Origin of the sequence: Brevundimonas diminuta ATCC 11568, from assembly GCF_000204035.1 — a bacterium.
In the GTDB taxonomy this organism is placed as follows: domain Bacteria; phylum Pseudomonadota; class Alphaproteobacteria; order Caulobacterales; family Caulobacteraceae; genus Brevundimonas; species Brevundimonas diminuta.
The window spans coordinates 2,052,487-2,064,010 of record NZ_GL883086.1; the positions used below are offsets into that span (position 1 = coordinate 2,052,487).

The 11,524-nt window shown below is 69.0% G+C and carries 14 protein-coding genes, 1 tRNA gene and 1 pseudogene; 6 read left to right on the plus strand and 10 right to left on the minus strand.

What is annotated here, in order from left to right; genetic code table 11:
* On the plus strand, positions 1–984 hold a 984-nt coding region (locus BDIM_RS13815), incomplete at its 5' end, for a M23 family metallopeptidase (protein ID WP_050796735.1).
* Positions 985–1,004: 20 nt separating this feature from the next.
* Here the strand turns inward: BDIM_RS13815 and BDIM_RS13820 are convergent.
* The 7 genes and pseudogenes from BDIM_RS13820 to BDIM_RS13845 form a co-directional block, all read right to left on the minus strand.
* Positions 1,005–2,657: a TadG family pilus assembly protein gene (locus tag BDIM_RS13820; protein ID WP_081461912.1), complete on the minus strand. Its 1,653-nt coding sequence runs from the start codon at positions 2,655–2,657 to the stop codon at positions 1,005–1,007.
* Between the two features lies 1 nt (position 2,658).
* Complete coding sequence (locus BDIM_RS13825) at positions 2,659–3,078, minus strand: TadE/TadG family type IV pilus assembly protein (RefSeq protein WP_112999565.1); 420 nt, start codon at positions 3,076–3,078, stop codon at positions 2,659–2,661.
* Positions 3,079–3,192: 114 nt separating this feature from the next.
* A complete protein-coding gene (locus tag BDIM_RS13830; RefSeq protein ID WP_003166223.1) occupies positions 3,193–3,600 on the minus strand; it encodes a hypothetical protein in 408 nt (135 codons plus the stop codon).
* 26 nt (positions 3,601–3,626) lie between these two features.
* Positions 3,627–3,983, minus strand: a complete 357-nt coding sequence (locus tag BDIM_RS13835; protein ID WP_003166224.1) for a hypothetical protein — start codon at positions 3,981–3,983, stop codon at positions 3,627–3,629.
* A 99-nt stretch (positions 3,984–4,082) separates the two neighbouring features.
* Positions 4,083–4,307: a hypothetical protein gene (locus tag BDIM_RS18490; RefSeq protein ID WP_248601243.1), complete on the minus strand. Its 225-nt coding sequence runs from the start codon at positions 4,305–4,307 to the stop codon at positions 4,083–4,085.
* A 226-nt stretch (positions 4,308–4,533) separates the two neighbouring features.
* Positions 4,534–4,734, minus strand: a pseudogene (locus BDIM_RS18640) (LuxR C-terminal-related transcriptional regulator); the annotation flags it as partial.
* 129 nt (positions 4,735–4,863) lie between these two features.
* Positions 4,864–4,940, minus strand: a tRNA-Arg gene (locus BDIM_RS13845).
* 137 nt (positions 4,941–5,077) lie between these two features.
* On the opposite strand from BDIM_RS13845, the gene BDIM_RS13850 reads away from it, so the two are divergent.
* Together BDIM_RS13850 and BDIM_RS13855 are read left to right on the plus strand one after the other, a co-directional pair.
* The gene (locus BDIM_RS13850; protein ID WP_003166226.1) at positions 5,078–6,364 is read left to right on the plus strand and encodes a hypothetical protein; all 1,287 of its coding nucleotides are present in this window, start codon (positions 5,078–5,080) and stop codon (positions 6,362–6,364) included.
* Between the two features lie 70 nt (positions 6,365–6,434).
* Positions 6,435–6,740 (plus strand): hypothetical protein, encoded by a 306-nt coding sequence (locus tag BDIM_RS13855; protein ID WP_040346247.1) that lies wholly within the window; start codon positions 6,435–6,437, stop codon positions 6,738–6,740.
* Between the two features lie 53 nt (positions 6,741–6,793).
* Here the strand turns inward: BDIM_RS13855 and BDIM_RS13860 are convergent, their stop codons facing one another.
* A complete protein-coding gene (locus BDIM_RS13860; protein WP_040346251.1) occupies positions 6,794–7,432 on the minus strand; it encodes a TlpA family protein disulfide reductase in 639 nt (212 codons plus the stop codon).
* On the opposite strand from BDIM_RS13860, the gene argH reads away from it, so the two are divergent.
* The 3 genes from argH to lysA are packed head-to-tail and all read left to right on the plus strand — an operon-like array spanning position 7,431 to position 10,408.
* A complete protein-coding gene (argH, locus tag BDIM_RS13865; RefSeq protein WP_040346254.1) occupies positions 7,431–8,849 on the plus strand; it encodes an argininosuccinate lyase in 1,419 nt (472 codons plus the stop codon). The two genes, BDIM_RS13860 and argH, sit on opposite strands and share 2 nt — an antisense overlap.
* Positions 8,846–9,097, plus strand: a complete 252-nt coding sequence (gene lptM, locus BDIM_RS13870; protein WP_223850705.1) for an LPS translocon maturation chaperone LptM — start codon at positions 8,846–8,848, stop codon at positions 9,095–9,097. The genes argH and lptM overlap by 4 nt, the downstream gene beginning before the upstream one ends.
* A gap of 36 nt (positions 9,098–9,133) precedes the next feature.
* A complete protein-coding gene (lysA, locus tag BDIM_RS13875; protein ID WP_003166230.1) occupies positions 9,134–10,408 on the plus strand; it encodes a diaminopimelate decarboxylase in 1,275 nt (424 codons plus the stop codon).
* A gap of 3 nt (positions 10,409–10,411) precedes the next feature.
* Here lysA and BDIM_RS13880 read toward each other — a convergent pair whose 3' ends face one another.
* Both BDIM_RS13880 and BDIM_RS13885 read right to left on the minus strand, forming a co-directional pair.
* Complete coding sequence (locus tag BDIM_RS13880; RefSeq protein WP_003166231.1) at positions 10,412–10,951, minus strand: phosphoribosyltransferase; 540 nt, start codon at positions 10,949–10,951, stop codon at positions 10,412–10,414.
* 70 nt (positions 10,952–11,021) lie between these two features.
* A partial coding sequence (locus BDIM_RS13885; protein ID WP_155818735.1) for a DUF3426 domain-containing protein occupies positions 11,022–11,524 on the minus strand: 503 nt, incomplete at its 5' end.

The following is an 11,524-nucleotide window of genomic DNA, read 5'->3' on the forward strand; positions in this document are numbered from 1 at the left end:
AAACCGCGCGGCGGCCTGGGCGACGCCCGCCTGATCGGCCTGACCATGCGCACCGGCCCGGCCAGCCAGCTGACCGTGTCGCGCAGCTTCGACGGCGCCCTTCGCCTGCGCTCGCTGGACGAGAAGATCACCGAGGAAACCGTCGTCGCCAACGACAAGGTGCAGCGCTCCCTGTCGGCCAGCGCCCGCGAACTGGGCGCCACCTCGGCCGTGGTGCGTCGCGCCAGCCAGCTGTTCGCCCACAAGTTCGACATGCAGCGCGACGTGCGCGCGTCGGACGAGTTCACCCTGGTCTTCGACCGCACGGTCACGGAATCGGGCCGCACGGTGGAAACCGGCGAACTGCTCTACGCCGAGCTGAAGGGCCACGCCTTCTACCGCTTCCAGCCCGCCGGCTCGAAGACGGCCCAGTATTTCGACGCCACGGGCAAAAACACGCGCACCGCCATGATGCGCACCCCGCTGCAGAACTTCCGTCGCGTCAGCTCCAACTTCGGCGTCCGCACCCACCCCATCTCGGGCTATCGCAAGATGCACCAGGGGATGGACTTCGCCGCCTCCACCGGCACGCCGGTCGTGGCCCCCGCCGACGGCGTGGTGGTCGAGGCTCGTCGCTGGGGCGGTTACGGCAACTGGCTGCGCATCCGCCACTCGAACGGCCTGGAAAGCGGCTACGGCCACCTGTCGCGCTTCGCCTCGGGCATGCGCGCCGGTCAACGCGTGACCCAGGGCCAGGTCGTGGCCTACGTCGGTTCGACCGGCGCCTCCACCGGCCCGCACCTGCACTATGAAATCTGGCGCAACGGCCAGCGGATCAATCCGGCCGGCATCAAGACCCAGGAAGGCACCGTCCTGGCGGGCGCCGATCTGGCCGCCTTCCGCGCCGAGAAGGCCCGCATCGACCGCGTCATCGCCGCCGGCGGCCAACGCCGCCCGGCCGCCGTGCAGCAAGCCGCCAACGGCCTGCGTCCCGCCGAGGGCTGATCCCCTTCCAAGCGCTGATCTCAGCCGACCAGTTGCGGAACGCCGCCCTGGTTCGGACAGCGCACGCCATGCGCCCAGACGTCGGCCTCGCCTAGCCGAACGCCGAGCAGCTCCAGCAGCGGCTGAACCACGCCGTCCAGCACCGGCCCCAGCGGCGTCAATACAGCCGTCAGAAGTTGGGTCACCAGGTGCAGCGGTATGCCCAGGGCCGTCAGCTTGGTGTCCCGCAACAGGGTCGTCAGCAGCCCATTCGCAAACCCCTTGGCCTTGACGCTCTTGGGCTGCGCCGAACCGATCTCAGCCCCTGTAAAGCGCAGCTCGCTCCATTCCATATCCGCGACCTGAATATCGGCGCTGCCCTCGACGGCGATCAGCAACACAGACACCAGCCTGGCCGGGCTGACCTTAAGCTCGGACTTGAAGTCGCGCAGGCGCTTCTCGTCGACCTCGCCCAGACGCACGCGGGCCACGCCGGGCCGCGCCTCGATCAAGACACGCGGCTCGCCCTGGCACTGCACCGCCTTCAGCCGCGCCTCGGCGCTGGCCGCCTCGACCAGGATGGGAACCTTGACCTGCGCCAACAGGCCGACCAACGGGACTTTGTCCAACGCCGTCGCCTTCAGATAGAGGCGCGTCTGCACCGTGCGGATGATGGGCTCGCCAGTGCTGGTCACGGTCAGCCAGGGCGCGCGATTGGGTCGCTCGCCGATGGCCAGCGTGACGTCGAGATCCGCCAGCCCGGTGCGGGCGCCCACGTCCAGGGCCAGCTGACGCTCCTGATTGGCGGTCTGCAGCGTCGCCATCAACAGGTCCATGGCCGAAACCTCGGCGTTCAGTCCGCGCCGCAAGCCTTCGCGCGCATCCGCCTCGACGCCGATCAGTTCATCCAGCTTCACCGTCGCGCTCGCCGGAAGGCGAGTCAGCTTGCCCAGCGCGCTCTGGGCGCCCGAGCCGGCCACGGCCTCCAACGCCTTCAGCACCTGGCCGGTCTGGGCCTCATGCGCCAGCAAGGCGTCATAGTCGCCCGCGGTGACGCCCAGCTCCGCCGCCAGGGCGTCCGAGAATTGCAGCAGATTGACCCGCCCGTCGGCCAGGGCGCGATAATCCATCACCGTCAGCGACACATGGCTCCCCAACAGGCCGGACAACAGGGCGTTGGCCAGGCCCCCGTCCAGGCTCGCCAGCCGCGAGCCGATGGAAAACATGGCGCTGGGTTGGCCGCCCGGCAGGGCCGCCGTCGCCGACTTGGACACCGTCACGCTGTCACGGCCCATGATCCAGCGGCCGAAATAGAGCGGCGCCGGCGCGCTCAGAACCACGCGGGCGGCGTTGGGGCGGGCCGCGCCAGGGGTGAAGCGTGCAGCGGGCTTCAACCGACGATCCGGCGTATAGCCGCCGAGCTGAAGCCGCACGCTCGCCAGATCCGCCAGATTTGCGCGGGCGGTGTCGGCGGCGGCGGCCTCGGTCCGCGCCAAAGGCTGCGACAGGGTCTGGGCGGCGGCCAGGGCCGACAGGTCCGCCGCGCCCTGCACCTCGCGCCCCTTTAGCACCATGGAGCCCACATCCACCGCCAAGGCCGCTGCGATACAGATCAGAGCGCCGAACACGGCCGCCATGACGGCCACCCCGCCCCGGTCGTCGCCCCAGCAGCTTATACGGCGGCGCGGGCGCATCTCAGCTCTCCTCGACGCGGATGACGGCGGCGCGACGAATGGTGCGGGGCGGCGGCACCGTCAGCGGCGACAGGGCCATCAGCGGATGACCGCCCGCATCATAGGCGACCTCCACCCTGACCCGCCCCGGCTCGGCCCGCACCCCCACGACCGCGTCGGCGGCCTTGAGGCCGAGATCCTTCAGCTGCGTCTCGACCACCTCTCGTGCAAGTTGTTCCCGCTCGGCGGCATCCAGCCCCGCGATCGCCGCCCGCGCGCCCTCGGATACGGCCGACTGGACCGAATGCGCCATCCAGAACCAGGCGCCGTAGACGATCATCCCCACCAGCAGCAGGAAGAACACCGGCCCTACAAGGGCGAACTCAACCGCCGCTGCGCCCTCGCGCTCTGCGCCCCGGATACGTGCATAGCTTCGCATCATCGCACCTCATGACGCGACGATCATCATATTTACAACTTAAAGGAGAATGTAGGCGCGTGATGAATACGCCCTAACCCTCGCTGGCGTACAACAAGCGCCCAGCGGCGCGCGGGCTTAAACTCGCGACCGGCTGCGCCTTCTCGTGAGGCTCCCGATCATGAGAGAGCCGATCACGCCGATGTTCCAGACATAGTAGGCCGAGATATAGCCCCACTGCTCCAGCTGCAGATTGGAGGCGAAGGCGTAATGGGTGGCCAGCACCAGGAATTGGAAGCCCGCCGCTGCGATTAACCACCGACGGCCGCTGCTGACGACGCCGTACAGAAGGAGCAGGAACACCCCCGCGTCCGCTCCGATCGCGAACCAGGGCGGCGACCGATGATCGAACGGGGCGACGGCCGAGATCACCCCCGCCACGATGATGGCGATCGCCACAGCGCGCTCCCAGGGGCCGCCGCGGACGAGGGCGAGCCCCGTCGCAACGGCCAGCAGGATGATCGTGAACAGGAAAATGGGCGACATGGCGCACCATGCCACCCACAGACGATTCAGCCCACCCGTTCGATAAGCGAGAGACGGACGTTGCGCGGAATCTGCTGGTCCTCCTTGTCCAGGCCGACCAGTTGCACGCCGCGGAAGCGCGTCGTCTCCTTCACATTGGCGAGGGCCTCGTGCAGCTCGACCATTGCGGCCTGGGCGGCGACCTGGGCCGCCATCGCCCTGGCCAGGGCGTCAAACGCCGGCTGGCCGACGGTGGCGGACAGGCCCGCGTCCTTTCGACCGCGGGTCAGGGCTTGGGCGAGGCCCCCGAGACGTTCGATCGATTGATCCTGCCCGTCCTCGGCCCGTTTGAGCGCGCGCTGTATGCGCGAGGCGATCAAGGTCGCCTGCTCGGTTCTCTTCATCAGTTCAATGTCTTCCGGTATTGAAGCCGGCGAACCTTCAGGAGCCGTACCGCAGCTTCTGCAGTACGAAGGCGAACTGTTCGGCGCCGGCTGCGGCTGTCAGGATCCAGGCGGCTGCCGCGGCGACGCCGAAGACGATGAGGATGCTTCCCAGACGCCCGAGTCCGACTGGGTCGGCGCGAAGTTCACGTCCAACATGGCCGCTGCGATATAGGCCAGCTCCCTCATCACGCCGCTCGGCGTCAGGAACGGCGCCTGCTTGCGCGCCCCCTCCATGAGGAGAGGCAGCATCCGGCGCTTGGCGGAGGTCGTCGCCATCTTCATGAAGAGGGCTTCGGCCTCGCCCCAACGCAGGGTGGGGATGGGATCGTTGCTCGAAAACATAGGGCGTCCTTTCGGCGCCCCCAGTCGATGCGATCAGCCCCTCGGCGGGTATTGGGAACGAGCCCGATTGGGAACCGCCCCCAACGCCTTCACGGGCCGCCAGGGCCAGCGCGGCGGCGATGCGGTTCTCGACCTGCAGCTTTCTGGTCGCGTTCTCGCAATGGCGGTCCACCGTGCCCGGGCGAATGCCCAGCTCCCGCGCAATCTGCTTCGAGTTGAAGTGCGCATGGACAAGCCGGAGGCATTGGCGCTCTCTCTCGGTCAGCAAGGCTACGGATTCAGTCACGCCTTCCACCTGCGACGATCGTTCGACGATGAATGTCGCCCGCCGTCCTGAGCGACACAAGCCGGCATGACCGTCGCACACACTGTCGAGGTCCGGCTAGTGGAACGGACGCATCAGCCCGCCGCATTGGCGATGCGAATGCTCTCAGATCGGGTCCAACCGCAGTGATTATACACGCGCCTGAGGGATTCAGCATCATGCTTGAAGAAGTGGCGCACCCGACAGGATTCGAACCTGTGACCTCTGCCTTCGGAGGGCAGCACTCTATCCAGCTGAGCTACGGGTGCGTACGCGGCGCGAGGGCCGGACGGCGGTGCTTACAGCATGGGCCGGATCGTCTCAATCCCTGAATCTCGGCGCGACGTCCCTTCTTGGCGCATGGCGCGCGACGGCCTAGCGTGCCGGTTGAAGAGAGGGAGCATCCATGCGCGTCATCACCATCGCCGCCCTGGCGGGCGCCGCCGCCCTGCTGGCCGCCTGCGCCGCATCGCCGAAGTCGGCGAGCGACAGTCTGGACGCCGTAGCCCGCGACTATGTCGCCTTGACGCTGGAGATCGGCGAGCGCGAGCCGGGCTATGTCGACGCCTATTACGGCCCGCCCGAATGGGCCGAGGCGGCCAAGGCCAATCCGCGCGCCCTGCCCCAGTTGGCCGAAGGCGTGGCCGCCCTGACCCGACGCCTTGAGGCCCTGCCCGAACGGGGACTGGACGACCAGCGCCGCCAGCGCCGCGCCTATCTGCTGGCTCATGTCTCGGCGGCCTCGGCGCGGCTGCGGATGCTGCAGGGCGAGAAGCTGGGGTTCGCCGACGAGGCCGAGGCCCTGTTCGGGGTGCGGCCGGAGCTGCGGCCGCTGTCCTCCTATGATCCGGTTCTGGCGCGCATCGACGCCCTGGTCCCCGGCGAAGGGCCGCTGGCCGAGCGGGTCGCCGCCTTCCGCGCCCGCTACGTCATTCCCAAGGACCGACTGGATACGGTGATGCGCGCGGCCATCGCCGAGTGCAAGGCGCGCACGGAACGCCATATGGCCCTGCCCGCCGGCGAGACCTTCACGCTGGAGTTCGTCAACGACAAGCCGTGGTCGGGCTACAACTGGTTCAAGGGCGGCGCCTTCAGCCTGATCCAGGTGAACACCGACCTGCCCATCTACATCGACCGGGCCGTCGATCTGGGCTGCCACGAAGGCTATCCCGGCCACCACGTCTACAACGCCCTGCTGGAGCAGACCTTCGTCAAGGACAAGGGCTGGGTCGAGATGAGCGTCTATCCCCTGTTCAGCCCCATGTCCTTCATCGCCGAGGGCAGCGCCAACTACGGCATCGACCTGGCCTTCCCCGGCCATGAGCGTACCGAGTTCGAGGCGCGCGTGCTGTATCCGCTGGCGGGGCTGGACCCGGCCACGGCCGAGGCCCAGACCCAGCTTCTGGCCCTGACGCGCGAGCTGGCGCGGGCGGAGTATACGGTGGCCGACGACTATCTGGCCGGGCGGATCGACCGCGAGACGGCGCTGGACCAGCTGCAGAAATACAACCTCGTCGCGCGCGACCGGGCGGCGCAGCGGCTGAGCTTCATCGAGACCTACCGCTCCTATGTCATCAACTACGGCCTGGGCCGGGACATGGTGCAGGCCTGGGTCGAGCGACAGGGGCCGGACCACTGGAAGACGACGGAACGGCTGCTGGCCAGCCAGACGCTGCCGGTCGATCTGGACTGAGGCGGTTCGCAACCCGCGGCGGGCCAGGGGCGTTAACGCCAAGGTTCAAATCTCAGAGGGGCTTTCACCCATGCGTATTCGTATGCTGACCATCGCCGCCGCCTCGGTCCTGGCGCTCGGCGCCGCCGCCTGTACCCAGGCCGAACAGCAGAAGGCCGAGGCCAACGCCGAAGCCGCCGGCGACAAGGCCGCAGACGTCGCCGCCCAGACGGGCGAAGTCGTCGAGTCCGGCGCCATGAAGGCCGCTCAGGCGGTCGAGGAAGGCGCGGGCAAGGTCGCCGACAAGCTGGAAGACAAACAGGCTCAGGCCGCCGCCGAGGGCCGCCCCGGCGCCGTCGATCCGGCCACGGACACCCGCGTCCCGGCCAAGAACTAGGACATCAACCTGACGCCCTCCCTTCGCCTGCAGGAGGGAGGGCCTTCGTCGGCTTACGCCTCCGCCAGCAGGTGATCGACCAGGGCCTTGGCCTCGGCGCTAGCCCAATCGGCCTCGCCGGTCAGGACGGCGCGCACCCGGCCCTGACGATCCAGCAGAATGGTCTGGGGCATGGCGCCCTTGCCCGGAAACTCGAAGGCCAGCTGGAATTTCGGGTCGATATAGAATTCCAGCGGCGCGTTTTCAGCGATGAAGGCCCGCGCCTCGCCCGCCGTCTTCTCCACATCCATGCTGACGGTGACGACGGCGAAATCCTCGCGCGCCTTGTAGTGGTCGGCCAGGGCCGCCAGGGTCGGCATCTCGATCTTGCACGGCGCGCACCAGGTGGCCCACAGGTTCACCACCGTCACCTTGCCCGCGAAGTCGGCCAGGCGGACGTCGCCGCCGTCGGCGTCCTTGAACACATAGCCGGACACCGCCTGAAAGGCGTCTTGAGAGGCAGGCGTCTGAAGCGCCGCCAGCGATGCCTTGGCGAAGGCCGCCAACTGCGGGTCGACAGTCTCGGCTGCGGCAGGCGCGGACTCTTTGCTTCCGCCCTTCTGATTGACGTATAGCAGCGCCGCGCCCACGCCGATCACGCCGATCACCGCGAACGTCGCCACGCCCGCCCAAGTCCGCCCAGAGCCGCTCATGTCCGATACGCCTTCCAAACCACAGCAAGATGTCCCCGCTCAGGGGCAGTCTCTATGGGGCGGACGCTTCAGCGCCAAGCCCGCCGACATCATGCAGGCCATCAACGTCTCCATCGGCGTCGACAAACGCCTGTGGGCGCAGGATCTGGCCGGATCGCGGGCCCATTGTCGCATGCTGGCCCAGCAGGGCATCATCCAGCCGGCCGACGCCGAGGCCATCCTGGGCGGGTTGGACGTCATCGAGGGCGAGATCCGGGACGGCTCCTTCCCCTTCCGCGACGCCTATGAAGACATTCACATGAACGTCGAGGCGCGCCTGTCGGAACTGATTGGCGAGCCGTCGGGGCGTCTGCACACCGCGCGCAGCCGCAACGATCAGGTGGCGACGGACTTCCGCCTGTGGGTGCGCGACGCCTGCGACCGCACCGTGGCCCAGCTGAAGGCTCTGCAAGGCGCCCTGCTGGACCGGGCGGAACAGCACGCAGGCGACCTGATGCCGGGCTTCACCCATCTGCAGACCGCCCAGCCGGTGACGTTCGGCCACCATCTGATGGCCTATGTCGAGATGTTCGGCCGCGACGCCGGGCGCTTCCATGACGCCCGCGTCCGCATGAACGAGAACCCGCTGGGCGCCGCGGCGCTAGCCGGGTCGCCCTTCCCCATCGACCGCCACATGACGGCCGAGGCCCTGGGCTTCGACCGCCCCATGGCCAACAGCCTCGACGCCGTGTCGGACCGCGACTTCGCGCTGGAAAGCCTGGCTGCCGCCTCGATCGCGGCGGGCCACCTGTCGCGTCTGGCCGAGGAGATCGTAGTGTGGATGACGCCGATGTTCGGCTTCGCCACCCTGCCCGACGACCTGACCACCGGCTCGTCCATCATGCCGCAGAAGCGCAACCCGGACGCCGCCGAGCTGGTGCGCGCCAAGACGGGCCGCATCAACGGCGCCCTGATCGCCCTGACCACGGTGATGAAGGGCCTGCCGCTGGCCTATTCCAAGGACATGCAGGAGGACAAGCCGCCGGTGTTCGAGGCGTTCGACGCGCTCGACCTGGCGCTGACGGCCATGACCGCCATGGTCGCCGTGATCAGCCCCAACACCGAGAAGATGGCCGCCGCCGCCGGCGCGGGCTTCTCGACCGCCACCGATCTGGCCGACTGGCTGGTGCGCGAGCTGAACCTGCCCTTCCGCCAGGCGCACCACGTCACCGGCGCCGCCGTGAAGCGGGCCGAGGCCCTGGGCCTGGGTCTGGGCGAATTGCCGCTGACGGAATTGCAGGCCCTGGATGGCCGGATCACCGAAGGCGTGTATGAAGTGCTGACGCCCGAAGCCTCCTGCGCCAGCCGCCAGAGCTTCGGCGGCACGGCGCCGGAGCAGGTCCGCGCGCGCATCGCCGACTGGAGAAGCCGCCTGTGACGAAGACGTCTGTGAAGAAGACCCTGATCCTGGCGGGCGCCGCCGCCCTTCTGCTCTCGGCTTGCGGCCGCATGGCCGACCTCGAACCGCCGCAAGGCGCCACGCCGAAGAAGCAGACCGAGCGCGCCATCCGCGACAAGTCGGCCGCTCACCTGCCGGAACCGGCGATGCAGAACCTGCCGCCGCGCCAGATGCCCATCGACAACGGCACGTCCGACCCGTTCGGCAAGCCGCCGCCGATGAACTGAGCCTTCGCTCCGACCTTCTGACTGGACTCCCCGCCGGTGCACCATTTCGATCTCAAGGACGGCGTCCTGCACGCCGAGGGCGTCTCGCTGGAGGCGCTGGCGGAGACGGTCGGCACGCCGACCTACGTCTATTCCTCGGCCACGCTGCGCCGTCACTACGGCCTGCTGCGCGAGGCGTGCGACGCGCATAAGGACGCGCTGGGCGAGGCCCTGATCGCCTTCGCGGTGAAGGCCAACTCCAACCTGTCGGTGCTGGCCACGCTGGCGAAACTCGGCTGCGGCGCCGACACCGTGTCCGAGGGCGAGATCCGCCGCGCCCTGGCCGCAGGCGTTCCGGGCGAGCGCATCATCTTCTCGGGCGTGGGCAAGACCGACGCCGAACTGGCCTTCGCCATCGATGTCGGCGTCCGCCAGATCAACGTCGAATCCTCGGCCGAACTGGACCGGCTGATCGCCGTCGCGGCCGCCAAGGGCGCGGCGCCCGCCACCGCCATTCGGGTCAATCCCAAGATCGGCGCGGGCGGCCACGCCAAGATCACCACCGGCGGCGCGGGCGACAAGTTCGGCGTGCCGGTGGAAGAGGCGATGGCGCTGTACGCCCGCGCCTCCGCCTCGCCTCACGTCACACCCGTGGGCCTGGCCTGCCACATCGGCAGCCAGATCACCGACCTGGCCCCGCTGGAGGCCGCCTTCCGCGTGCTGCGCCAGATGACGGAAGACCTGCGCGCCCAGGGACACAGCATCACCCGCCTCGACCTCGGCGGCGGACTGGGCGTGCCCTATTACGGTGAGACGGCGACGCCCTCTCCGGCCGACTATGTGGCCATGGCTGCGCGCGTGTTGGACGGGCTGAATGTCGAGGCCGCCTTCGAACCCGGCCGCCTGATGGCCGCCAACGCTGGCGTCCTGCTCAGCCGGGTCATTCAGGTCAATGAACGCACCGACGGCCGCCGCTTCCTGGTGCTGGACGCGGCGATGAACGATCTGATGCGTCCGGCCCTCTACGACGCCTTCCACGACCTGAAGCCGGTCCGCCCGGTCGAGGGCGCCGCCCTGCCCTACGATGTCGTCGGCCCCGTCTGCGAGACCGGCGACACCTTCGCGCGCGATCGCGACCTGCCGCCGCTGAAGGCGGGCGACCTCGTCGTCTTCATGAGCGCCGGCGCCTATGGCGCGGTGATGAGCGGCGAATACAACACCCGCCCCCTGGCCGCCGAGGTTCTGGTCGACGGCGAACGCTACGCCGTCATCCGTCCGCGCCCGACCTATGAGCAAATGTTCGCCCGCGAGCCGATGGCCGACTGGCTTTAAGCCTCAGTCCAGAGCGCAGATGTCCGGCAGGCCGCGCATGCCGCCCGCGTGGTCCAGGCCGTAGCCGACCAGGAAGCGGTTCGGCGCCTCCCAGCCGACGAAGTCGGGCTCGGGCGCACGGGGCTTGGGCCAGGGCTTGCGGGCGAAGACGCAGGTCAGCACCTCGGCAGCGCCCGCCTCCTTGGTGATCCGCACCGCCTCGGCCAGGGACAGGCCGGTGTCGAACACGTCGTCCAGGATCAGCACCTTCCGCCCATCGAGCGAGCGCTGATAGGGGGCGCGGACCTCGATCCTGCCTCGGCTGGTCTGCTCATCACCGTAGGAGGCCAGCCATAGGGCGTCGAAACGGACGTTGCGGCCCTCGCGCGCCAGGGCGCGGGTCAGGTCAGCGGCGAACCACAGCCCGCCGGTCAGCAGGACGGCGGCCACCGTCTCGTCGTCGACTTGGGGGGCGATGCGGCGCGCCAGATCGGCCACGACGGCCTCGATCTCGGCCTGGGACAGAAGAACCGTGGGGGCGGGGGTCGCTTGGATGTCAGCCATGCCCCCGCCGATACCGCCTGGACGGGGGCAGTGTCGAGAGGCGAAGCGGCTGGACCCAGGTCGAGACCGCTCAGCGGCGCAGACCGCCGTCTTCCCGCACGGCGCTGTCGTCCGAGGTCTTTGCGCGCGGCGCGGAGGTCGGCTTGGAGGACGCCTTGGCGGCAGGCCTGGGCGCGTCCTCGAGCAGATAGTCGACGCTCAATCCCGCCACCCGCCCCTGCGGATCAGGAATGACCACGGCGAAGCCCTGAACCTGCCCCGGCAGGATGGGCGGCCCGTCCAGCCGCAGGACGCGGCGCGTCACCGTCGCGCCTTTGGCGTCCTTGAGGACCACGACCAGCGGCGGCGGGACGACTTCGATGTCGCGAATATTGCGCAGCGCGCCTGACACCAGGGTGCGGCCGGGATCATGCGGCGTGGTGCGGCCCCGCAGCGCCTCGACCTCCAGCCCGACGGTGTTCACTTCCAGACCCAGCGACTTGTAGACCCCCGCCGCCGGAGGGAAGGCGCGGGCGATCTCCTCGCGGAACAGGACGCCGCCGGTCAGCAGGCCCAGCACCACGGCCGCCGCCG